The organism is Veronia nyctiphanis (assembly GCF_004116385.1).
Taxonomy (GTDB): domain Bacteria; phylum Pseudomonadota; class Gammaproteobacteria; order Enterobacterales; family Vibrionaceae; genus Veronia; species Veronia nyctiphanis.
Genome location: NZ_PEIB01000042.1, coordinates 1 through 24341, shown reverse-complemented (window position 1 = coordinate 24341; position 24341 = coordinate 1). Strand labels below are relative to the sequence as shown.

The window sequence follows — 24341 nt, the reverse complement described above, 5'->3', positions numbered from 1 at the left end:
TGAATATGATGAGTCAGGCGGCTTTGATAACGATACATATTTCCAAACGTGATAAAGAATAAATTTAGGATGATAGGTTAACGACATGTCTTCGATTTCAGTAACTATTTTGCATGGCTTTCTTGGCTCAGGTAAAACCACAATGCTTCGCAATATTCTTCAGCAAGCCAGCGATAAAGGTATGTCACCCTCTGTCATCGTTAATGATATGAGTGAGCTGGATGTCGATGGGGTACTCATATCCAGTATGGATATGGTGAATAAGCATCAGGGTAACTTTGTTACTGTGAGCGGTGACAGCATCAGTAGCCCTGATGGGATCAAGCAGCTTGAAAAGTCGCTCGACACACTATGCGAAAATGAAAAAACGAACTGGATCGTGATTGAAACCTCAGGAAGTAGTCACCCTCTACCGCTTGTTGAATTTTTTAATAAAAGACAAGGTTTCATCTTAAAAGACGTGATCACCTTGGTGGACGCTATTTGGTTGCGAGACGATTATCGTCAGGGCACCCAGTTAATTCCTAAGTGGCAAGAGAATGTCAGTAAAGGTATTCGAGGGTTAGAAAACCTTCTGGTTGAGCAAATCATGTTTTCAAATCAGGTCTTGTTGACCAAGACAGAGAAACTGACTGCTGATGAAGTTCAGACCATTGCTCAGTCTATTCATCCGCTTAATGTTTACGCAGAAATCATTAAAACGTCTTGGGGCAACCTTGATGTAAATACACTCAACAAAGAGCAAAGCTATAATTTCTTTCTTGTCGAGCAGTTGATCACCGAGCTCCGTGAAACGGTTAATGACCCGCTTTATTTGTCTGGGAAAAAGGGACAAAAGCTGGTTGCCAAAGTGATTAAAGATGACCGACCTTTCCATCCACAACGTTTGTGGAATACGTGTCATGACTTCCTGACCAAAGGCGTCTTTCGCAGTAAAGGGTTTTTCTGGTTTCCGTCCCGAGATGATTTGGCACTGCTTTGGAGCCAAGCCAACGGTAACGTAGGCCTAGAGGTAACTGGTTTTTGGAGAGCGTCCGTCATCAATGACGAGTCTCAGAAATTCACTGATGAGCACCGCCAGGTTCTTCAAGATAAAATAGACAGCGTTGAGAGCCGATTTGGCGATCGTCGTTGTCGTTTAACCGTCATTGGGCAGGTTAACGAAGTCGATGAATTTATAGCAGCGCTTGAGAAATGCTTCCTGACTGACAAAGAAATCGAGAAGTGGAAGAATGGCGGATTGTTTGAAGACCCATGGCCGCAGAATATCGCTAAGCTCAAGTACAGCTAACTTTTTTTTGCTGGCCAGTAACAAGGCTTATAAAACCAGTAAGATCTGGTCTTTTTAGCTCAGTCAGGTTCTCTGATTACCTTTTCACATCGCGCGTTAGTCTCGGCCGCAGACACGGTACAAAATACGTTACCGTGTTTGCTGATTTCTCTCTTGTCATTGCTCTTCATCGGTTTCTGACAGTGCTTCTGCGTGGGAATCAAACAATGTAAAATTTGACCTTCGTCAATAGAAATGAAAATCATTCTCAAAGTTTAAGAGCTGACACCGTTTTTTGTGCAGTGTTTGTGTAAGGTGGTTTGCATATTCATACACAGGCAAAAACGGAGACGGGCATGGACCAATCTGATATTACTGATCTTCTTATTCCTCAAAGTGACTGGGCAACGCCAGACTTATATCTTTTCGAAGATGAAGACCGATTGAGACTTAATCTAGCAGGTGCTATCCAGTTTAGTGGGATCAAGAGTATCGGTGGGTTGGTTCTCGGGTTCAGGTTAGTGCAGTATGCGGTCGAACTGAGTGCGGGAAGCGGCGCTCTGCAGCGAGATGGTATTAGTATTTACACGTCGTTCCCGGGAAGAGGCACACAAGATGCGTTTGAATATACTTGTCGCGCGTTGAGTGGCAATCGCTATTGCTGCGACACGACATTGCATCATCCTGCAGCGCAATCGGGGCAAAGAGGTCAGTTTCTGTTTACTGTGAGAGCCAATGAGCAGTCTATGGTAATGACGCCAGCGGATGGGATGCCTCAGCGAAGTTACTTTGATGCTGATAGACATTCAAAAGACGGAGATGCAGCAGCGAAGAAATGGCGTGATGAAAAAATACTATTCGCGAATACCCTCTTGAGCTTGCCGCCAGAGAAGTGTTTGCGCGTTCTGTAGAAAGTTACGATTATTATTAGATAGCCAGCATTTCGAGCGAGATGCTGGCTTTTTTGATGAGAGTGACACTCGAACATGTTTATCGAGTTTAACTATTACCCATTCACTTCTGCAGGCTTGGCGTCGTTTGTTTTTTTAAAGATATTGGGTATCTTTAGCCGCTGACCATAACCGAGCACGATCAAAATCAGCGCTGATGCAATGATCGGCATATGTCCAACCAATTCCATGAGTGCCGCTTCTTTCATACCGACGTAGAGGAAAACGAGGTTAGATGCGAGCAAAAATAGCGATAAAACCAGCGTGTTCAGACGCGTGACGGTACCTAAAATTAATATTGTCCCAAACACGACTTCCATCATGCCAGCCGACAGTACAAAAAGCCTATCAGTGAAAAAGTCGAGCCCCATCGCCTGCATAAAATTCCATTGGTGGACACGTAAGAATTCCTGACCGAGTGATGCGCCAATTATTTTTTCTGAGAGGCCGAGTGTAACCAGTGAGATGCCAGTGAAAATACGTAATGCAGCGACTGAGTATGGCTTAAATCGCTCTTTTGAGGCCTCTGTGGGCATGTTGTTGAACAATATGAAGAGTGCTATGCCAGTGACATTGATGTACTCGAGAGCACTTATTGGATTAAACTGGATGAGTACTCCGACTAACAAAACCAATAATAGAATAGCGGCAATAAATAAGAATCTATTTGCGATTAACATTAAGCCAATAACAGCCTCTAAAAAGACAAAAAACATACCTATGCTGTCTTGTGCCGCCAAATGTGGCGCAATAAGTTTTCCATCATATGCTGTTAGTAAGAGTGACATACCTGTCAATATACGTACTATTTCTATAACGTCATGCCGAGTTTTGCTGTCAACGATAGGTAGAGAAGGTAAGCGACTGTCAAGAAATATCGATGTGAGAATGAGGAAAACTGCTATACCTATCCATGCCCTTACCATTGGCTCATCAAAGCTGTAGGGGACGAAGGTCTCTGGAGGCTGAAGCTCTGAAGAGACAAACCATTTAACATGCGCTAGCGTCTCTTGAGGATATAGAAAAAAAACAATAAATAGAATAAGAGAAGTGAGTGTACTGAATACTCTCAAATGACTCTCCTGATGGTTCTTTAATTTCATTATTGACCCCATAATTTTCAGTGTTATAACTTTAAAAATAACGCTCTTAACCATATTACATATAACTTGTGATTACTGTGTTTCATTACTTAAGATCAAAAGTTATTGAGGTATAAGTACATATAAAAGTTATGGTTATAATCAGAATTTAGTTCTTATACTTACCGCTAAAACCCTTTCCTTTACTTCTATAATGTTGATTACAATAAAATTAAGACTACCTTAATGGCCATAAATTTCGCGCAAAAGTTTAACGGTATGTTAAAATTGTGTTTATTTTATGTTATATAATTACCGTTGTGATTCATAGATATTATTATACTTATAAATATATTTGTTCAATTTATTAAAGCTAATTAATTCATAAAAAATCAAAACCAATAATTAAATTGCCATTAATATATTTTATATCTTCTTTGATTTATAAAAATATCATATATCCATGTCTTGGTTTTCTTGCAGAGTAAAAGTCTCAAAATTAATAATATAAATAGTTTCGACTAAAAACATGTTTGACATGCAAGTGAATAATCTGTTCTATTAATTTAACGAACAATAGTTAAAAACATTCGTTAAAAATATTTACGCCAATTTTTAAAGATTATTTCATAAGTGAAAACAAAAGCAGGAGATAGGTTATGAAAAGGAGCTTGATTCTTATTTCAGCCATCGCGTCAGCGATTTATAGCTATGTAGGTATTGCAGACGGAATTCACTCACCCGAGCAAAAAAATATAAGCCTACCAACTTTTGACATACTCAGCGCAAAAGTCACCAGTAAAGGTAACATTGCCACATTTACAATGAAGGTGGTGGGTAAAGCTGGCAGCGAAGTAGCAAAAAAACGACCAGGTGCTGGTGCTCCGGGGGCTGAAGCACATGCTTATGTGTGGCCCACATCTATTGACAGCTACCATGCAGGTTTTGACAAGAAACAGGGCATTTTAGCTATTGTTGCCGCTACCCATCCCGACTTTGACGACACGCCGTTGTTTGATGAAAGTGGCGACAATAATTACGACAATGATGGTGGCGTTTGGCATACACATTGGGTTGTTCTGACGCCGGAAGAACGTTGTGGCCCGGGAGCCTCGCAGTGAAGGATATTCCTGAAGGCGCCACACCAAGATTACCCGTCACTTGGCCGGGTTTACCAATCTTGCTTGATAGTCCGGGGTATGATCCTGTTATTGATGGTCAGACTGTAACTATTCGGGTGCCTTTCCCAGATAAGACGGTCATTGAAAATGCCTCTTTCGATGGTGTTACTGCAGCACTTAGAGTAGATACAAACGTCCACGCACCGGTATTTTGTGTAACCAATGTATTTGATGTGGCGTCAGGAGATTTAAGTCTTCCGGGTAAAGTAAATCAACTGTAACTATGAAATGTTTTAAGTCTTGATACGCCTAAAAAATAAAGCGTTTGTAGTTATAAACTATAAAAAGTATGGCCAGATTTTCTGGCCATACTAACGTGAAAAGCACCGTTTTTAACGAAGTAAACAGGTGACTATTTTTTACTTATTAGAATAAATCTCAGCGGTGACCGATTGTTGGCGCTTATTGTAATTAATTGAACGTTTAACGAAGAAATCAACATGTTTCGTTGCCATGATTTCATCATCAAACCACTCGGTTTTTTCGAGCAAACTTTCGTCAATATCAAAGACTGGCGCAATGTCTATATTATTCAACGATTGATTGAACCTGTGTTTAATAAATTCTCGGATTTGGTCTTTGGGTAGGAAGCTCAGCTCGCCATGTTCAAATATCCAGTCGATCACCTCACTCTCAGCTTCCATTGCCTGACGACATAGAGAAGAAACGGTAGCGGCGTGAGAATCGTCAAACCAACTGGGGTTTTCACGCTTAATTTGCTTAATTAAGTCGACACCAAAGTTACCGTGGATCTGTTCTTCTTTTGATGTCGCCTCGACGACATTTGATATTCCTTTGAGTAAGCTGCGATGTTTATTGAACGACATAATGATCAAGAACTGCGAAAACAGCGAGACATGCTCGATAAACAATGCAAAAAGCAAAATAGATTCTGCATAATCGCGATTGTCATCTGAATTAGCATTTTTCAATGCCATATCGAGGTAACGAACCCGTTTCATGATCACCGGGTTGTCGCGCAATGCCTCAAACTCGTCGTTCAGACCCAGAATTTCAAGCAGGTGAGAGTAAGCATCTGAGTGGCGCACTTCGGATTCAGAAAACGTCGCACCTACTGCACCAATTTCAGGTTTAGGCATTTTGCTGTAAATGTTGCCCCAGAAGGTTTTTACTGCAACTTCAATCTGTGAGATAGCCAGCATGGTGCGCTTTATTGCTTCTTTTTCGGTGTTTGAGAGACTCGACTTAAAATCCTGAACATCGGAAGTAAAATTAAACTCAGTGTGTACCCAATAAGAGTGACGAATGGCATCGACATACTCACAAAAATCAGGGTACTCATAAGGTTTAAGGTTTACTCGTTTTTCAAAAATATTCGTCTGTCGCTGTCTGGCATGTTCATTGCGATACAGGATGTATGCCTTTGCCACATCGTGAAATGATGATGACATTAGCGCATTTTCGACCATGTTTTGAATGCCCTCAATAGATGGAACGTAGCGACGGTCTTTCTCTCGAATTGCGGCTAGATCTTCCATCACTTTCAGGGCGATATTTTCAGCATCCTGTTGGGATCCGCTATTGACCGCTCTCATGGCCTTTAGTATCGCATGACTAATTTTTTCTTGTTTGAAGGCAACGATTGAGCCGTCTCGTTTTTGTATTTGGTTAATACCGTGAATCATATTGAGGCTCCCTCGTTAGGCTTCGCAAGCTTTACATTGACGTTGTTGGTTGAGCATCTGGGCTGCATTAACACTGTGTTGGTAGTACAGAGACTTAATCCCCAACTTCCACGCGCTGATATATAGCTGGTTGATTTCTTTTGCAGGTGTCGCAGGGTTAACCACCAAATTTAGGGACTGCCCCTGGTCAATAAAGTCCTGACGAACAGCCGCTTGATCGACAATACTCATAGGGTCGATCTCGCTAAATGTTTTGAATACCTCTTTTTCAAGTTCAGTGAGAAAAGACAAGTGCTGCACCGAACCATCATGGTCTCGAATATCCTGCCAAATCGCTTTTGTATTTTGGTCTTTTTCTTCAAGTAACTGCTCTAGGTAAGGGTTCTTGATGGTGGTTTTCACTTTGCTGATATCTTTCACGTAGCAGTTTCGCCACACTGGCTCGACGGACTGAGATACCTGTCCCAGGATGAACGCTGATGAGGTTGTCGGAGCAACTGCGTTGAGGGTGGTATTACGACGACCGATTCCTTTCAGCATCTCTGGCTCACCAAACTGTTCAGCCAGCGATGCAGATGCCTGATAAGATTTTTCTTTGATTAATTTGAAAACATCTAGATTGAGACGAGCAGCATCTCGTGATTCAAACGGAATCATTTTAGATTGCAGGTAAGAATGCCAGCCCAACACACCAAGGCCGAGAGCACGATTTTCTTTGGCAAAGGCATAAGCTTTTTCCATAAACTGGAAAATACGCTGATCATCGAGTGAGTCTGAATCGCGATATACCTCCAGTTTTGTCAAAAACTCCGAGACTACCGCATCAAGGAAATAGACTAAGGTCTCCACTGCGTCTGTGTCCCGCCACTCATCAAAATGCAGAAGGTTCATCGACGAAAGAACACACACAAAGGACCAACGATCATCGGAAGGAAGCATGATTTCAGTACAAAGATTGGAGGCGACGATCCTTCTCCCTTGCAATTTGTACACATCAACGGTGTTGTTGTTCGCATTATCTTCAAACAGGATATACGGATACCCAAGTTCGCCGCGACGACGAATCACTTTTGCCCAAAGTTCGCGTTTTTGTTGATCACCGGCAATCATCTCTTCCATCCATTGGTCATCAACAGTCACACCATGTGTCAAATCCTGAATGGGGTTGCCTTCCATACCAATGTCCAGAAACTCGCTGGCATCTGGGTGGCTGAGAGGGAGGTAAGGAGAAAAACGGCCGCGACGGACAGAGCCCTGACTGACGACATCAACCATCGTCTGGAATAGCTGCATAAAGTGAACAGCGCCTGATGAGTGGCCGTTATTGGTGATCTCCGCACCACGATGCCGTAAGTGGCCGAAGTAACCGGATGTGCCACCACCGAGTTTCGACATTGTGCCAACCTCAGACTGTGTGTAGAGGATATCGCCAATGTTATCGCCAATACTGGATCCAAAGCATGAAACAGGTTCGCCTCGCTTTTTTCCAAAGTTGGACCAAACGGGGGATGAAAGAGAGTAAAAGCCCTTTTGCATGTAGCCTTCAAACTTGTCAGCGAACCCTGAAATACCGAGAAGTGTCTCTGCGTGACCTGCAATTTCCCTGATTCGTGTTTCTGGCTCTACACCTCTGTCCAGATATCCACTTTCAAGAAATTTTTTTGACAAATCATTCAGCCAATGCATTGAAATCCCCTGTACGTTAGTAAAAGCACCACTACATGTCGTGTTATATATTAATGCCATCACTATATGTTGAATATGATTATAATTCTCATTCTCATCAACAGCAAATAAATAATTTCAGAATTTGGCACATAACACCCGTGAATGATTCTTGAGCATGGTGTTTTTGATAGGCAAGTCAGTAGCGATGGGGCTTCAAGTAAAAAGTTAGTCTCATCGACAAAGAGTAGAAAATGTGACGTATGGCGGAAATTGCCACCGCTTGATTTTGGAAGAGTACAAACACCCGTAATTTAAAAGACAGTATTGGTTAATGAAGAGTGTGTTGGGTAGCCTTGATTCATTGCAAGAAAGCCAAAACTATCATTCTTAAATTATTGATGGAGTGAAGTATCCTCAAAATTCTTGAGGTGTTTTTGCATTAAAAATGCGAGACAACCGATTGATTTAGAGCTTATCAAAAGGGTAAAATTCCGAAAAAATGAACAACAACATTTAATTGTTTCGAGGTTTACAGTGAATAGTTGGTTAGATTACTTTCCATATGTGGCTATGGCTATCAAGCTAATAGCACTGGGCGTTGCCGCTTTTTTCGCTATCAAATGGCACTTTGACCAAGATAAGAAATTGAAAGAAGAGAAGAAAGGAATTGCTAGGCTCGATGCTTGACACTCTCCGACCCAGGTTTGCGACTAGATTTGTTTTCCTCTTTCCTGAGAGAATAACCGTCTCTTAAGGTTAACTCCTGACCCAAATGTCCTACCTCAGCTTGTTGCATATCATTGCATCAATCTGAGTTACGTGGTCTCATCAGATTGCGTCATTATTGATATTTAACTTAAATATCAATAATTAATATCAGTATGACTCAATCATTAAATATGTCGCAACGGTGAGCCGTTGACTCGGCTCGACTTGCATACCGTGAAAACTTACGTGGTATTGCGCTTCGCCTTTGCTTGTTTCAACTCAAAATTCAAGCTTTGGAACGGCATTATCAGCAGGCATTTTTTCTGCAAACTAGCCTGGATTACCTCAATCAACACTCGATACAAATTTCAGTGTGGAATGCGTTTAGCTATGTGCATAGTAAAGTGACTTTCTGTTTAAAGCCGGGCTTAGTGATCGAAAATGATGTTGCTCAAGGCACCTGAGAGGGCTTTGGTTATAGCAAAGATATTATCGATGTCATATGTAAAAGTACAAACTGGCAGTATCCAGCGTCTATTGGTCCTTTAAAGGCGGCCGTAAAATTTACTCTAGCACACTAAATTTGACATGATTGTTCACTCAATAAATATTTTTTCTCTTTATTTTCTCTTTATTTTCTCTCTAATCTTCATTTGATTAGTGCTGTTATAAAAATGCCAATTTTAGTAATCCCCTAAGTCTTATTTATATACTTGATTAGTTTTGACTGATGTGTCTATTATGACTGGTGCCAGAGATGCTTTTTGTGATTTATATATATGTGTGTGTTATTTCATAAAAAAATGGTGATAGTAATGAGTAATTAACCATAAATGCATTTTGGTAAAAATAATATAAATCAATTATTTATTGGCGATGAGTTTAGCTGATGGCTATGGCTTAAGTCATTTTTAATATTAACGTAAATAATACTGACCAGATGAAGTCCTCTGTGGGTATCAAGCTAAAATATTTAGCGATATTTGAGTCTTTATTGTTTAAATTTTTTAAAAAAGGAATGAGAGATGAGAATTAAAGATCTTGACGATAATGATAAAATTACAAATAGTTCAGTCACATATATTTTTCTGTTAGTTCCACTACTTTTTTTGTACTTTTTTCTCCAACTATTCGTTTGCTGAACTCGCAAGCTATCAATCTGCAAAATATGTAAACATCACGGACCCTATGTATGTCAAAGGGGTGACAGTTGTCGAAGCGAAAGTAGCCTCCCAAGAGGATATCATGAAACCTGATATCGTTATTCTGGACGACATTTCTATCATCAAAAAGAACGCCCGAAAATGGGTAGTGTCAAATAACACGCCTTTTAATGTCAACTCGGTGCTTCTTCAAGTTACGACAAAAAAAGGTCAAAAAAAAATAATACGCTTCAATCTCGACAGTGTCTTGAGGCCTTTTGCTAAAGCAGTCATTAAAACTCGTAAAATCAAATTTGGGTCAGACCCGATGGTGATCAAACAGAATAAGATCTTTACGCCGCGACTGAGTGTCGGGCCAACCATAGAAATAGATGAGGTCGACTGTATTCCACCTGCTGGTCAGGTTGCAAAGAAAAAGTGCATCAGACCACTCACTGCTGACTACCGGGAAGTGGCAGAGATTTTAACAGCCAATGCGCACAATGCCGCTAACAGCAAACAATACACATCGAGTATTCGTTCTTATTTTGAGAATGGCTGTCCGACGTTAAACAACTCAGACAATTGTAAAACAGAATGGGTAGATGGACTTGACGCAGGGCTTTACAACATGATCCGCTTTGGTTACGAGGGACATCTACTAAAGGTGAAGTCGATATATGCTGGCAAAGGCAATTTCCAGGGTTTAGGTGGAGGTAAAAAACCATCAATGATGGATGAGACCTCGGGTACCAAAGGCTTTGCCAGTGTGAGAGAAAAGCTATATAAAAACAGTGTCGATGGAATAAGTAATGGGCTTTATAAGGTTCTTTTGCACGAGTATGGTCATGCTTTTGGATATAGCCATAAGACTGGAATGAGCTACGGTTTTCCAATGACGCCTTTTATTAATGTGATCACCGACCACAATGCTGATCACCAGTCTAGGCCAGATCTACAAATACCTGATGTCATTGTAGTGTCTGAAACAGCAACCAACTCCTATGGAAACACAGAGGCCAAATTATCTTTTTTTGATACTTCTGGGCAGAGTCAGAAAAAAGAGATAGAGCTGGATTTTGTCAGCATCTGTAATCAGAGCTTTGATTACCAACTAATCCTTGATACCCAAATCGGCGGAGTCACAGGGGTCGATTTGACATTCCAAGAGGATTTGTCGTGCCCACTTCATATCAGAGTCAGTTACTCAGACGGGAAAAACATCGCGACATATAAGCTCCTTGGTCATGAAGAAATGTTCTATGATTAAGCTGTTTTGCTGCCTGCGTTTTTTGCCATAAGCGCAAGCACTTTAGCAGTTATGTTCCTCCTTTAAGCCGCATTATTTTGCGGCTTAAAGCCACGAAAGCTTTCTCCTTGTTATCAAATCTATTCGCTTAATAAACCGGACTAGCTCTAACTCATCTGTTCACATTTAACTAAAATTCTGCGACTTTTTATCTATCCCTACTACCTGCGAGACCTTGCTATTTTGAAGCCTTATCATCGAGTTGCCAGAGTAGTGTTTCATCTCTGCTTTTGCAGGAGAAGTGCGAGACAAACGATTGATTCATTCATAACCTATCAAAAGGGTAAGATTCCAGAAAATAAATTAACAACAACATTTAGTTATTTTGAGGTTTGCTGTGAATAGTTGGTTAGATTACTTTCCTTTCCTTATGTGGCTATTCATAACGAGGTTATGCGAATAGCCTTTGATAATGTACTGATCACTCTAGGGCTCGACCAAGGCGAGTTGAAGGGCGATAAAATACTGTTCAGTGTTTCAGTGTTTCAGTGTTTCAGTGTTTCAGTGTTTCAGTGTTTCAGTGGATATGCAGGCAGCGATAGACTTGAAGTATTCTGGTGATCAGGAATTACTGACGTTGAGGATGAGTAATCTGACATACAACGTCATCGATCAGACCAACCATAGCTCAAATATTCCGCCAATTGTTGCTGATAAAGTGAGCCAAAAGCTGTTAAACAAAGTCCCAGCAGAGCTGTTCGATAACATTAAAGATCAATTGAGACTACCCACCAAGTTATTGATGTCACAATCTGATCACCTGCAAGGTATAAACGGAAACTGGTTTCGCCCGGCGTCAGAATCAACTGATGTAGCCATTGCCTTTGATTTCATTTTTGACTGAGTGCTTGCCCCCATTCACTATATCGAGTGGGGGCATTATTGATAAATACTTTATTATCCCTGTTGGAAAAAACGTTTTCGCACTTTGTTGGCTATTGGTTTTGAAGTCAGACCTGGAGACAACATGGATGTGGGGCGGGGTACCTTTGCTTGAAGGATTTGAGGAAAGGAGCAAAATGGTAGCTCGAATTTAATTCATTCGACTCAAAAATAGTACTTCAACGCTGTTGCATATGATTTCACAGTTCTGAGGTAGGCGGCCTTACTAGATTGCGCCATTATCGATGCTTCAGTTAGATACCACTAATGAATATCGGGATGACTCAATCATTAAATACTTCGCAACAGAGAGTCGTCGACTCGCAAGGGTTGGCATTCTGGAAAAACTGGCGTGGTATCGCGTTCCGCCTTGGTTTTGCGTTTGCGCTACTCTCTTTTACAACACTTTCGCTCGCCTTATTTTCATCGTTTACGTTCAGCCGTGTAGACAGTGCATTGGTTGAACTCAAAGAGACAGACATACCCACACTCGAACAGGCTGCGCGCTTGAATGATATTGTTCGGGCGTTGATTACGGACTCTGCTTTACTGATTGAAGTTGATTCTAGTCTTGAGCGACAACACCTGATCACCAGGATCACCGATAATATCGATGATATGCGTCGTGCTATGGAGACATTCCCCGAATATCACGCCTATTTTAAAGATCTGTTCTCTCAGGTCATCAACAGCCTCAGTTTACTCCATCAGAGTATCGAAGAATCACAGGCTCTTAGTGGTGAGCTTACGCAACTGATGGAAGGTTTTTTCCCGCTTCTTAAATCTGCCAGCGAAGAACTGGATCAGTTAACCGACCGAGAGAAAACACGCGTCAATTTCAGCCAGTTGAAGGCGCTGCTTTACTATCAATTGGGCTTAATTGAAAAGTGGAATTCTGATCGTAGCTTTAATGAGCTGGATGACACCAGCTACCAACTGGAGGACATTGGCTCGCAATGGCTTGCACTTTGGCAGCAGAGCGGTCTGGCGTCAACAAGGCCGACACTTGATGAGAAATTGTCACTCATTTATCGATTGGCGTCGCGTTCAAGCCGATTATTTCAGCTTAAGAATGAGGTCTTGGAATGGCATTATCAGCAGGAATATTTTCTGCAAACCAGCCGAGATTACCTTAATCAGCTCTCGATACAGATTGAGACAAATACAGTTAACGTGAATTTAGAAATTGACCGCTCAATTGCGCTGGCTCAGCAGTCTCTTGCTTCCAATATTACTCTCTCGTTTTTTCTTTCACTGGTCAGTATCGCTTTGGCGGCGGGTATCGCTTGGTTCTATGTCAGGAAGAGTATTCTTGAACGTCTGTTGCAACTCAATCAGGACATGTTCGCGATTTCGACGGGTCGACTCGATATCCATGTGGCGACTAAAGGGCAGGATGAAGTGACCCAAATGGCCAAATCGTTGACCGTCTTTCAGGCGACAGCCAAAGCAGTGAAACGGACTAATGAGCAACTTGAAGCTGAGGTTGAAGAGCGCAAAGCCGCGGAAGAGAAACTGAAGGTCACTCAAAATGAGCTGGTTCAGGCAGGTAAGCTGGCGGCTTTGGGGCAACTTAGTGTTGGGATAACACATGAGATTAACCAACCGCTCACTGCAGTAAACAGCCACGTGCGAAGTGCCAGCAAGTGGTTGGAGCAGGGCAGACCTGAAAGGGCGGCGCAGAATCTCACCAAAATAGAAAGAATGCTTCACAAAGTAGCAGCACTTACGCATCACTTAAAAGCCTATTCGAGAAAGAGTGATGGAAAAGTTACAGCAACGTTGGTGTTGCCCGTTGTGAAAGATGCGATCGAGCTGTTTGCGAATCGAAATGTACCCATAACCTTGGCGTGTGCTGTGCCAGAAGCACGAAGGTGAGAGCCAATGCCATCAGACTGGAACAGGTTCTTCTTAACCTTCTCAGTAATGCCGTTGATGCGGTGGAAGATGAACTAATGCCTTCAGTTTCTGTGGATATTCAGCAATCTGAAGAGGGCATTAGGATATCGGTCACTGACAATGGTAGTGGCATACCGCAGTCAGCTTTGCCTCATATCTTTGACCCTTTTTTCACCCGTAAAGAAGTGGGAAAGGGGCTCGGTCTGGGCCTTTCTATTGCCTTTAATATCATCAAAGACTTTGGTGGTTTCATCCATGTGCACTCTGAACCCGACAAGGGAACACGCTTTGACGTGCAACTACTACAGGAGATTTCTTCATGACCCCACCGATCAGACATATCACCCTCATTGATGATGAGCCGGATGTTGTCGACGCCGTAAGTGAAATGCTGGAGTTAGAGGGGTTCACGGTATCGGGGTTTACTGACCCCCAACAGGGGCTTGCCTCATTATCGACAGAATCATACACGGTTGTTTTATCTGATGTAAGGATGCCCGTGATAAATGGTCTGGCGATGCTAGAGGCCGCACGGCAACGCAGCCCGCACTGCGAAGTAATTTTGATGAGCGGGCATGGCGATATACCATGGCCATTGAAGCAATGAAGCTCGGCGCCTTTGATTTTGTCGAAAAACCGCTAGTAGGAGATGAGTGGATTGAAAAACTGAATCTCGCGGTGTCAAAGATACAAATGAATCAACCGATGAAGCCTCGGCGAGTAGTATTCCGATTGAGCAACGTGTGATTGGTAGTTCGAGCGCGATGGCAATGGTTCGACAACAGGTTCTTGCGTTATCAAGAACGGGCGTTGATACCATCATCAACGGTGATACGGGAACGGGAAAAGAAGTTATTGCCCGGGCACTGCATGAATACAGCGATCGCAATCAAAAGCCCTTTGTGGCGATTAACTGCGGCGGAATGACAGAGAGCATTATTGAAAGTGAACTCTTTGGCCATGAAGCGGGCTCCTTCACCAGTGCCAACAAGAAACGGATCGGTAAAATTGAGCAGGCCAGTGGCGGCACCCTGTTTCTTGATGAAATCGAAAGTATGCCATTGGCTGTTCAAATCAAGCTGCTTAGAGTGATTCAGGAGCGTTGTATTGAGCGTGTTGGCGGCAATACGCTTATTCCCGTCAATATTGTTGTCATTGCAGCCAGTAAAGCCGACCTTGCCAAATTAAGTGACCAAGGCGATTTCCGGGCCGATTTATTCTACCGCCTAAATATCGCCAGCATTCACCTGCCTCCGTTACGTCAACGAAAAGAAGATATCCGGGATTTATTTCGCCATTTTGTGGCGAAGGCAAGCCATAAATATAAAACACGGCCATCCACCCTGTATGCCGACCAACTCCAGCAACTGTGCCGCCATGAATGGCCGGGAAATGTCCGTGAGCTTCGCAATGTCGCTGAGAGATTTGTATTGGGTATTGTTGGAGATGGCTTTGATCTGCATTCGCCCAGCATGGCAGTCGACGAGCATACTTTTGCTTTTGAACAGCAAATGGAGCAATACGAGAGAAACGTGCTGACCGAAGCATTGATTGAATCGGCAGGCAATATCAACGATGTAGCTGCCAAGTTAAACTTGCCGAGAAAAACCTTGTACCGAAAAATGAAAAAACACCAGCTTGATAAAAGTAATTTCAAACCGTCGGCATGACTTCGTAACGAGCAAATTTTTTCGGTTTCGCCGTTTTGGGTCTGGGTCAACCATGACCAAACCCCATTTATTTCACAAGACACCGATGACCCAAATTCTCGTAGAGAAACCCAATAAAAATATAAGTTACTGATATTAAACAATTAAAATAACTGGCACATCCCCTGCAGTGTGAGGCATGAGTTTAACAATAACGTGAATAAAGGGTTCAATTATGAAAAACAGTGTAAATGGATTGTTGATCACTGGCCTGCTATTGCTGCCGTCCTTTGTCTTCGCAAGTGACTGTGCCTCACGAGGCGTGCTTGATGACAGATACTGCGATGAAAATAAGGACTTAGTTGCTGATTCTCCGAAAAATCCTGATGAATGGATAGACCCTAGCACGCTGGTCTTTACCTATACGCCAGTGGAAGATCCGGCGCTCTACAAAGATGCTTTTGCTGATTTTCAGGCGCACTTGAGCAAAATTACGGGTAAAAGAGTTATCTACTACACAGTACACTCAAACTCAGCACAGGTTGAGGCCATGCGTTCTGGCCGACTTCATGTTGCCGGGTTTTCGACTGGGCCGACAGGGTACGCAGTCAACCTCGCAGGTTATGTCCCTATTGCTGTGAAAGGCGGGGAAAGCGGCTTTCAGGGTTATAACCTGGTCACCATTGTTCGTAAAGACAGTGGCATCAACTCGATGGCTGACATGAAAGGTAAGCGGGTTGCACATACCTCTGCGTCTTCAAACTCTGGCAACCTTGCTCCAAGAGCACTCTTCCCAGCTCAAGGTCTCGTGCCAGATGAAGATTACAAAGTGTTGTATTCCGGTAAACACGATCAGTCAATTCTCGGTGTCTATAACGGTGACTATGACGCGGCGCCTGTAGCGTCTGACGTATACGACCGTATGGTTGCCGCAGGGCGTGTCGATGATTCTGAATTGAAAATTATTTACCGCAGCCCGCGCTTTCCTACATCAGCATTTGGTTATGCGCACAACCTGAAGCCCGAGCTTGTCGATAAAATCAAAGAGGCGTTTTTCAGCTACCGATTCACGCCAGAAATGAGCGCAGCCTTTAAGGGGGCTGACAGGTTTTCTCCCATCACGTATCAGCAGGAGTGGGGTGTGATCAGAGATATTGCTCATGCCACGGGTACTGCGTACACCAAAACCGGCCTCAAAAAGCTCGCAGAGAAGGACGCCGCTAAGCGTGCCAAAAAGAAAGCGGCTGAGTTAGCCAAGCAAGCTACCACCCAGTAACACTTTCGCTTCATTCAGTGAATACCAACTCAGTGCCTCACGGGTAGGGCACTGCTCATTCAAAATACATGTACAGGAAACATTTTTATGGGTTCAGTTAGCTGCAACGGAATAAAGATTAATAACCTCTATCACGAATATGTCGCAGGAAAACCAATTCTCAAAGGCATCAATGTTGATATTCAACAGCCGGGCATCATTGCCATCATTGGCCCTTCAGGAACGGGAAAAAGTACCTTGCTCAAATGTATCAATCGTCTCAACGATCCAAGTGGTGGTGAGATTCTATTTGAAGGGGCAGACCTGACCAAGCTTCAGGGACAGGCATTACGCAGACAACGTCGCCACATAGGGATGGTTTTTCAGGAATACAATCTGGTCGAGCGCCTGACGGTGATTGAAAACGTCCTCAGTGGCCGGTTGGGTTATATGAATGCGTGGGATGCGTGGCGAAGAAACTATACCAAAACGGATTTAGAAAAGGCCTTTGAACTATTAGAATTTGTCGGCCTACAGGATTTTTCGAACCAGCGCGCTGATAGCTTGTCTGGTGGTCAGCGCCAGCGCGTCGGCATTGCACGTGCCGTGATGCAAGACCCTTATATATTGCTGGCTGATGAGCCGACTTCGTCACTTGACCCAAAAACGGCAGTCGAGATCATGGAGCTGATGGAATCACTGGCAGAAAAGAAGCAAATCCCGGTATTGGTCAACATTCATGATGTGAACCTAGCCAAGCGTTTTGCCACGCGGATCATCGGTATGTGCAATGGTAACGTTCATTACGACGGTAGCCCTGAGGGCATCACTGAAGACGATCTCAAAGTGATTTACGGAGGTGAATCATGGCTCAACTGATGTCTGACCGTCGCATTGATAACCCTTTTAAGCCATCGTGGTTGTCACGTGCTGGGGTTGTTCTGGTCGCGGCTTATCTGCTGTATAGCATGTCAACGCTGGGACTTAGCTTTGATCGCTTGATAGTCGGCATTGGTGAGAGTGAGCGCCTGTTATCGAGAATGTTTCCACCTGATTTTTCAAGAACCAGTTTGTTGATTGGCGGCTTGTTGGAAAGTCTACAGATAGCCATCATCTCGAGCTTCTTCGGAATTGTTATTTCGCTCTTCCTTGGCCTGCTGGCAGCTCGGAATATGATGCCATCAGTGGTGTCGTCGCCTGTTCGTGGCTTTATTGCTTTGTGTCGCTCTTTCCACCCGGTGATTATTGCGATCCTATTCGTTAAGGCGGTAGGCTTTGGTGCACTGGCAGGTATTTTGACTCTGGTATTTGCGTCAATCGGCTTTATAGCTAAATTGTTTGCTGAAGCGATTGAAGAGATATCATTTAAACCTGTTGAAGCTATACGTGCGACTGGCGCGAGCTTTACCAGCGTTATTCTGTACGCGGTAATGCCGCAGGTATTCACCCGCTTTATCGGGTTTGCCAGTTATCAACTTGATTCCAATTTACGTAATTCCACTATGGTCGGGATCGTCGGGGCAGGCGGCTAGGTGGCACGTTATTTTCTGCTTTTCAGCGGTTTGATTACGACTTTGTCGCGGCTATTTTGCTCACCATTATTGCGCTGATCCTCGTCGGCGAATTTCTGTCGAATGTAGTACGGAGGATTTTCTGATGACGACAGCTTCAATTGATCGACAATGGCAACGGTTTACCTTTAATGAACGCCTTGCTCGGTATGCCGTGTACCTGTGCTTTGTCTCGGCGATCGTCTGGTCTTGGCAAACCGTCGAAGTGATCCCCGAGTTTCTTTTTGATGCGCCCGCGCAATTCGCCGATATGTTTCAACGCATGGTACCGCTCGACTATGGGTTTTATCCGCAAACTATCCATGCAGCTTTGATTGAAACTTTGCATATAGCAACACTTGGCACGCTGTTCACCCTAGTTTTTGCCATTCCACTGGCTTTGTTGAACGCGCCAAACATTATGCCAAGCAAGACAGTTAACTGGGTTGCGCAGGTATTTCTGGTGTCATCACGTTCTGTAAACTCCCTCGTATGGGCACTGCTGTTTATTGCCTTGTTTGGCCCCGGTGTCTTAGCGGGTATCATGGCAATTGCTGTGCGAAGTATTGGATTCGTCGGTAAGTTGCTGGCTGAAGCCATTGCTGAAGTGAATATGGGGACTATCGAAGCACTGAAGGCAACGGGAGCGTCGTGGACGAGCATTTTACTTAAAGGTTACTGGCCACAGGTTATGCCTGCTTTTTTCTCTATTGTATTGTTTCGCTGGGATATTAATGTCCGTGAATCAGCGGTCCTCGGTCTGGTTGGCGCTGGTGGTATTGGTGTGGTACTTAATGATGCACAGAACCTGTTTGAATGGCAGAAAGTATCCATGGTGCTACTCAGTATTTTTGCTGTCGTCATCCTCGCAGAAGCGCTGGTCATCTATGTGAGGAAAAAATTGATTTAAATTGATACGAGGCAGCTAATTTGCTGCCTCGGGTTTGGCCAAGAATAGATACCCCTCCCAAGCGTCTATGACGCAATTGCTCGCACCTTCAATAAGCCCCTTTCCAATCAAACGCCGACGTTTTGTATCACCGTATGTTCTTGACGATAGACAGGGTCGGGTAAAGAATGAAAAAGGGATGGGCGGGTTGATAACTCGTTGGTTTTGTTCATCAACGTTTTTACGACAAGGATATGTTTATGCCGAAATCCAGCCTTCCGACGATTGATAGCTTTGATCGGAAGATTTTGAATTTAGTTCAAGTGTCTAATCGCATCACATCAGACAAGATAGCGGAACAGGTTGGTCTCTCACCTGCCGCCGTGCAGCGCAGACTGAAACGCATGCGTACAGATAAAGTGATTGAAGCTGACGTGTCTGTGGTCAACCCGAAAGTTGTCGGTCATGCGATGACGTTTGTGGTTCAGGTAACGCTGGAGCGAGAGCGTGTCGATCTCATGCATATTTTTAAAAAAGATATGCAGGCAAACCCCGCTGTACAGCAGTGCTATTACGTGATGGGCAGTTCAGACTTTATCCTGATCGTGACAGCGAGAGATATGGAAGGGTATGACACCTTTACCCGAGAAACCTTTTTCGACAATGCCAACATCAAAAGCTTTCAGACCAATGTGGTGATGGATGCGGTGAAAGTTGGATTGGCTCTGGACATTGAAGAAGACGCAGAGGAGTAACCCTGCGCCTTTGCTTACTGTCTAAGCAAGTTAATCAAGTTGGCGGGTAACAAGTTGGTGGTACAACTCCGGATCTGTTGCTCCCTCTGTTCCTAGCACCAGCAACTTACTTTCACTGTCCAGGTTAAGCTGGGATGCCAGGTTTACTTGGTTACGTGCGATCATCATGGCGGCAAGCCCCGCAACCGCCGATTCACCTGCCTCAATCGCCGGATCCTTGCCCACGCCTTTTGCCAACAACTGCATGGTTTGAGGTACCGTTTCTTCACTCACGGTCATGAAGTCATCAGCGCCTGAGTCTAAAATTGTCCATGCAAGCAACGATACTTCGCCACAGCAAAGCCCGGCCATCATGGTTTCCAAATCTCCAGTGACTGATACAGGCTTTCCGGCTTTCGCGCTCTGCTGAAGACAGTTTGCGTTCTCAGGTTCAACAATCACGAAACGAGGGCGCTTTGCTTGCCAGTATTCCCAGAAATAGCCGCAGACTGCAGCTGCTAAACCACCAACGCCACCTTGCACCACAACGTGTGTCGGTATCTCTCCGTCTAACTGTTCGATGATTTCAGCAAGCATGACGGTATAGCCCAAGGCAACATCTTTCGGTATTTCCATATACCCCTCGTAAGAGGTGTCGGACACAATAATTCTGTTGTGCTGCTTCGCCTGCTCGGCGGCAGTGCGAACCGATTCATCATAGTTGCCATCAATACGGATGACCGTTGCGCCGAACTGTTCCATCGCCAATCGTCGGCCTTTGGAGACATCGGCATGAATGAAGATAACGCATTGGCAGCCAAACATCTGCGCGCCCCATGCCACAGAGCGACCATGGTTGCCATCGGTGGCGCAACTGACAGTAATATCAGCTAAATGTTCACTGTGTTTACCAGTAAGAAGATCATCGATTGAGACTTGTTGGCCTGTTTTATCCTTAAACACTGCCTGCAATTGACGCGCGACAGCAAAGGCCCCGCCCAGTGCCTTGAAACTTTTCAGGTCAAAGCGTTGTGATTCGTCTTTGTACCAAATACGTGAGATGCCAGTTTGCCTTGATAAATCGTCAAGCGAATGGAGAGGTGTGGCTTTGTATCCGGGCCACTTTTTGATATCACGGATTGCTACTTCCGCTTTTGCCAAACTGAGTATTGCCTGATGCTCACGAGTATAAGAATGGGTTATATCTGCCCTTGGGTTAGCGAAGTGGCTCACAGTGCCATCAATCAGCTGTTTTATATAGTTTGTTGTTGTATCCGTTGTCATCGCTATGCATCACTCTGTAATTTACGCTTCACTGGCCTATCACCGATTAAAACTACGTTCGCCTATTCATTTCGATAGAACATAAGTATTAACCGATTGATGACAGTCTATTGCATTTACTAGTGGTCAAAATGCAACCTTCTACAGCCAAATGAAGAATTTCTGCGATATTGAGGTGCAAATTGAGGAAAAACGTCTTTGTCTTTCTCTGTGCCTATTAAATCATTGATAGTTAATGACTATTAGATTTTACGGAGATGTGGAATGAAATGGATTTACTTGTTTTTTGCAGTTATTGGTACGTTTGTACCTTTCGGTGCTCTCTTACCTTGGCTGATTGAAAATGGCGTTGATGTTGCGAAATTCGCAGCAAATATCACTGCCAATCCGATTAGCATTTTTGCATGGCTTGACGTTGTTATTGCAGGTGTTGCTCTGATTGTATTCATTGTGACAGATAGCAAGCGAAATGAAGTGAAGCATGGATATCTGGCAATATTAGCGACACTGATGGTCGGTGTATCAGCGGGGCTGCCACTCTATTTGTCCATGCGGTGTCGAACTGGAGAAGCGGTAAATAGTGCCGCGATTTAAATGACATAAATTTAGCACATACAATGTCATACAATTTATGTAGTGATTATCAGATGTAAAATACTAATATCTACAACCCAACTGTACACTGTAACCGTGGATTGTGAGAGGTTGTAATCATGCGAATAGTCTTAGTTGAAGACGATATTAAACTGAGTGAATTACTCACTGAATACTTTGTAAGCAACGGTTTCGTCGTCACAACTGTTCATGATGGTGGCCAAGCGGTTAACGCTATTATTGAGAATGAACCGGATCTTGTCCTTCTTGACTTAATGTTACCCAATGTTGACGGTTTATCAATTTGTCGAGAAATTAGAGGGCTCGTCAGTAGCAAGATTATGGTATTGACCGCGACTGGCGATGATTTTGATCATGTTGCAGCACTTGAAATGGGTGCTGACGATTTTGTATCCAAACCAATAAAGCCTCGCGTACTTTTAGCCAGAATAAAAAATATTTTACGCCAAGCCCCCTCTACGGCCATCGATCACTCAAGTAATACACAAAACTCAGCTGACCAAAGTAGCTCATTGTCTTTGAATGCAAAGACGAAACGCTGCTTTATTCAGGGTAAAGAAATTGAATTAACAGAGGGTGAATTTGATTTATTACACCTTTTTGTGAGTAATCCAAATCAGGCGTTATCTCGTGAGTTTCTTGTTCAGCAAACCAGAGGGATTTCCTATGATGGTGTTGACCGCACAATTGATAATAAAGTTGTTCTTCTCAGGAAGAAACTGGGTGATAACACTTCAAGGCCTAAGATGATCGTTACAGTCAGAGGTCAGGGATATCTGTTTGTTCGAGATTGAACTAAAGAGTTTTCTATGTTTAGAATTTTTCTTGAGATATTTATAGGGTCAGTTTTATTCACCCTAGCAGCAGCGATATCATATGCAATTTTTTCTATTGAGTTTGGAAGAAATGAAAAGTATTTATTTGATGAAACTATACTCCATCAGTTGTCGGTTTATATGAATATCGCGGCGGATGAAAGAAGTCTTGATGAGACTATTTCCATCATAAATAACTCTCTGTCTACTGAGGTTCTGACAATGTCTATCTATGATCAAGCTGAACTTCCTTTTGAAGAAGAGGACATTGATGATGAAGATGTTGCAGAGGTAAAAGAAACTGGCTTTGCATTCAGAGATGATTACTTTGAATATGTTATCTATCTAAGGAAATACGAGAAATTTATTTTTTTTGAGCCTAAAGAGAATAACAAACAACACCATGACTCTGAGGTGATATCTAATCTTTTTGTCTATTATGTGGCAATGTTTCTAGCATTACACGCAGTAATCATTACATTTATTCTTTCATGGAGGGTGAGAAAAATTGAGATAGTTGCACAACTTTTTTCAAATGGAGACTTCTCAAAAAGAGTGAAAGTTGGAAATTTTCATCGTGTAGGCAAGCTCAATGACAGATTTAATGAAATGGCAGATAAAATATCAAGCCTGATTGAAAAGAACAAACAATTGACCAATGCAGTGGCTCATGAGTTACGAACACCTCTTTTTAGAATTCTTTGTCAGCTAGAAATGTTAGAGGGCAGTCATTTATCGTCTCAATTCAAAAACTATGTAGACGGAATTGGCGATGACGTAGAAGAGCTCCAATTATTAGTTGAAGAGTTACTTTTTCTCGCAAAGATGCAGCGTGAAAGTGACAGTAACCTCGAGCCTGTTTTACATGTCCCCTCTGAATGGCTACGTTCCTTGATTACTCAATTAGAAATTACCAGCAAGGTTCCTATCCGGTTTAATTTATCGGATGATAGAGTAACATTAGACAAGAACCAAATGCGCAGGGCAGCCTCGAACCTCATACGAAATGCGTGTAGATATGCTTCCGAACAGGTTGCTGTTTCGTCACAGGTAATAGGATCAAACTGGATTTTAATTGTTGATGATGATGGCACTGGTATTGCGAAAGAAGACAGAGATAGCGTCATAGAGCCGTTTGTGAGATTAAAAAAGAACTCAAGTCGTGACGGCAATGGGCATGGGTTAGGGTTGGCAATTGTAAGCGAGTTAGTTAAAGCCCATCACGGTATCTTGTACATTGAAGACAGTCCTCTTGGGGGGGCGAGGTTCAGAATTGTACTTCCTATCCACCCAGCTCCGGTAAAGAAATAAATCTTGGTGATAAATTGCCAAGCAAAGATATAGAGTGGTTTCATGTTTATATAGCTCCATGCTAGGCGGTGTAATTAACATTAATAACTTTATTTCTTTACCGGTTGGCTCAGTGGTACCGAAACTCTAAACCTCGCGCCATACATAGGGCTATCTTCGATTGATAAAGTCTCACCATGCAGCTTGACGATGTGATTAACGATTGATAGCCCTAAGCCGTGCCCACCAGAACTTCGTTGTCTCGACGCATCTGGTCGATAAAACGGCTCTAACACTTTTTTTCTGAACTCTGCTGGTACACCAGGACCGTCGTCGTCAACAGTGAGCACCCAATAATCTTTTTCAACTTTAGATGTTAGTAATACACTATTATTTGCATAGCAAATTGAATTTTGGATTAGATTTGATATCGCTCTGCTCATCTGTTTAGGGTCACACAAGATAGTGTCCACTTCCCCGTTAACGAGACAACGAATAACTAGAGATTTCCAGTCTCCGTCGG

At 43.2% G+C, this 24341-nt stretch carries 20 protein-coding genes and 2 pseudogenes; 17 read left to right on the top strand and 5 right to left on the bottom strand.

The window, feature by feature from the left end; genetic code table 11:
- Positions 1-85: 85 nt before the first annotated feature.
- Both CS022_RS21915 and CS022_RS21910 read left to right on the top strand, forming a co-directional pair.
- A complete protein-coding gene (locus CS022_RS21915) occupies positions 86-1291 on the top strand; it encodes a CobW family GTP-binding protein (RefSeq protein ID WP_129124049.1) in 1206 nt (401 codons plus the stop codon).
- A 335-nt stretch (positions 1292-1626) separates the two neighbouring features.
- Complete coding sequence (locus CS022_RS21910; protein ID WP_129124048.1) at positions 1627-2181, top strand: hypothetical protein; 555 nt, start codon at positions 1627-1629, stop codon at positions 2179-2181.
- A gap of 95 nt (positions 2182-2276) precedes the next feature.
- On the opposite strand, the gene CS022_RS21905 is transcribed toward CS022_RS21910, so the two are convergent.
- Entirely contained in the window at positions 2277-3323 is a 1047-nt protein-coding gene (locus CS022_RS21905) for a hypothetical protein (protein ID WP_129124047.1), read from the bottom strand.
- A 638-nt stretch (positions 3324-3961) separates the two neighbouring features.
- Here CS022_RS21905 and CS022_RS26880 point away from each other — a divergent pair.
- Both CS022_RS26880 and CS022_RS26875 read left to right on the top strand, forming a co-directional pair.
- Positions 3962-4423 carry a hypothetical protein gene (locus tag CS022_RS26880; protein WP_235869850.1) on the top strand — a complete coding sequence of 154 codons (462 nt, stop codon included), beginning with the start codon at positions 3962-3964 and terminating at the stop codon, positions 4421-4423.
- Positions 4399-4704 carry a hypothetical protein gene (locus CS022_RS26875; RefSeq protein WP_235869849.1) on the top strand — a complete coding sequence of 102 codons (306 nt, stop codon included), beginning with the start codon at positions 4399-4401 and terminating at the stop codon, positions 4702-4704. The genes CS022_RS26880 and CS022_RS26875 overlap by 25 nt, the downstream gene beginning before the upstream one ends.
- A 138-nt stretch (positions 4705-4842) precedes the next feature.
- Here the strand turns inward: CS022_RS26875 and CS022_RS21895 are convergent, their stop codons facing one another.
- Complete coding sequence (locus tag CS022_RS21895; protein ID WP_129124046.1) at positions 4843-6129, bottom strand: ribonucleotide-diphosphate reductase subunit beta; 1287 nt, start codon at positions 6127-6129, stop codon at positions 4843-4845.
- Positions 6130-6144: 15 nt separating this feature from the next.
- Complete coding sequence (locus CS022_RS21890; protein ID WP_129124045.1) at positions 6145-7815, bottom strand: ribonucleoside-diphosphate reductase subunit alpha; 1671 nt, start codon at positions 7813-7815, stop codon at positions 6145-6147.
- A 1935-nt stretch (positions 7816-9750) separates the two neighbouring features.
- On the opposite strand from CS022_RS21890, the gene CS022_RS21885 reads away from it, so the two are divergent.
- The 10 genes and pseudogenes from CS022_RS21885 (at position 9751) to CS022_RS21845 (ending at position 19835) form a co-directional block, all read left to right on the top strand.
- Positions 9751-10917 carry a hypothetical protein gene (locus CS022_RS21885; protein WP_129124044.1) on the top strand — a complete coding sequence of 389 codons (1167 nt, stop codon included), beginning with the start codon at positions 9751-9753 and terminating at the stop codon, positions 10915-10917.
- Positions 10918-11476: 559 nt separating this feature from the next.
- Positions 11477-11800 (top strand): hypothetical protein, encoded by a 324-nt coding sequence (locus tag CS022_RS21880; RefSeq protein ID WP_129124043.1) that lies wholly within the window; start codon positions 11477-11479, stop codon positions 11798-11800.
- A gap of 317 nt (positions 11801-12117) precedes the next feature.
- The gene (locus tag CS022_RS21875; protein ID WP_235869848.1) at positions 12118-13716 is read left to right on the top strand and encodes a two-component sensor histidine kinase; all 1599 of its coding nucleotides are present in this window, start codon (positions 12118-12120) and stop codon (positions 13714-13716) included.
- A complete protein-coding gene (locus CS022_RS28420; RefSeq protein ID WP_235869847.1) occupies positions 13713-14060 on the top strand; it encodes a sensor histidine kinase in 348 nt (115 codons plus the stop codon). Before CS022_RS21875 ends, CS022_RS28420 begins: the two co-directional genes overlap by 4 nt.
- A pseudogene (locus CS022_RS21870) lies at positions 14057-15407 on the top strand (sigma-54-dependent transcriptional regulator). The gene CS022_RS28420 and the pseudogene CS022_RS21870 overlap by 4 nt, the downstream one beginning before the upstream one ends.
- Positions 15408-15621: 214 nt before the next feature.
- Entirely contained in the window at positions 15622-16662 is a 1041-nt protein-coding gene (gene phnD, locus CS022_RS21865; RefSeq protein WP_129124042.1) for a phosphate/phosphite/phosphonate ABC transporter substrate-binding protein, read from the top strand.
- Between the two features lie 87 nt (positions 16663-16749).
- Positions 16750-17520 (top strand): phosphonate ABC transporter ATP-binding protein, encoded by a 771-nt coding sequence (phnC, locus tag CS022_RS21860; protein WP_129124041.1) that lies wholly within the window; start codon positions 16750-16752, stop codon positions 17518-17520.
- Positions 17508-18298: pseudogene (gene phnE, locus CS022_RS21855) on the top strand (phosphonate ABC transporter, permease protein PhnE). Before phnC ends, phnE (CS022_RS21855) begins: the two are co-directional and overlap by 13 nt.
- Positions 18298-19101 carry a phosphonate ABC transporter, permease protein PhnE gene (gene phnE, locus CS022_RS21850; RefSeq protein ID WP_129124040.1) on the top strand — a complete coding sequence of 268 codons (804 nt, stop codon included), beginning with the start codon at positions 18298-18300 and terminating at the stop codon, positions 19099-19101. The pseudogene phnE (CS022_RS21855) and the gene phnE (CS022_RS21850) overlap by 1 nt, the downstream one beginning before the upstream one ends.
- 239 nt (positions 19102-19340) lie before the next feature.
- Entirely contained in the window at positions 19341-19835 is a 495-nt protein-coding gene (locus CS022_RS21845) for an Lrp/AsnC family transcriptional regulator (RefSeq protein WP_129124039.1), read from the top strand.
- Between the two features lie 30 nt (positions 19836-19865).
- Here the strand turns inward: CS022_RS21845 and CS022_RS21840 are convergent, their stop codons facing one another.
- The gene (locus tag CS022_RS21840; RefSeq protein ID WP_129124038.1) at positions 19866-21098 is read right to left on the bottom strand and encodes a diaminopropionate ammonia-lyase; all 1233 of its coding nucleotides are present in this window, start codon (positions 21096-21098) and stop codon (positions 19866-19868) included.
- A 264-nt stretch (positions 21099-21362) separates the two neighbouring features.
- On the opposite strand from CS022_RS21840, the gene CS022_RS21835 reads away from it, so the two are divergent.
- The 3 genes from CS022_RS21835 (at position 21363) to CS022_RS21825 (ending at position 23839) form a co-directional block, all read left to right on the top strand.
- The gene (locus CS022_RS21835) at positions 21363-21692 is read left to right on the top strand and encodes a DUF2834 domain-containing protein (protein WP_129124037.1); all 330 of its coding nucleotides are present in this window, start codon (positions 21363-21365) and stop codon (positions 21690-21692) included.
- Positions 21693-21811: 119 nt separating this feature from the next.
- Complete coding sequence (locus CS022_RS21830) at positions 21812-22507, top strand: response regulator transcription factor (RefSeq protein WP_129124036.1); 696 nt, start codon at positions 21812-21814, stop codon at positions 22505-22507.
- Positions 22508-22522: 15 nt separating this feature from the next.
- The gene (locus CS022_RS21825) at positions 22523-23839 is read left to right on the top strand and encodes an ATP-binding protein (protein ID WP_129124035.1); all 1317 of its coding nucleotides are present in this window, start codon (positions 22523-22525) and stop codon (positions 23837-23839) included.
- An 89-nt stretch (positions 23840-23928) separates the two neighbouring features.
- Here CS022_RS21825 and CS022_RS21820 read toward each other — a convergent pair.
- On the bottom strand, positions 23929-24341 hold a 413-nt coding region (locus CS022_RS21820; RefSeq protein ID WP_235869846.1), incomplete at its 5' end, for a sensor histidine kinase.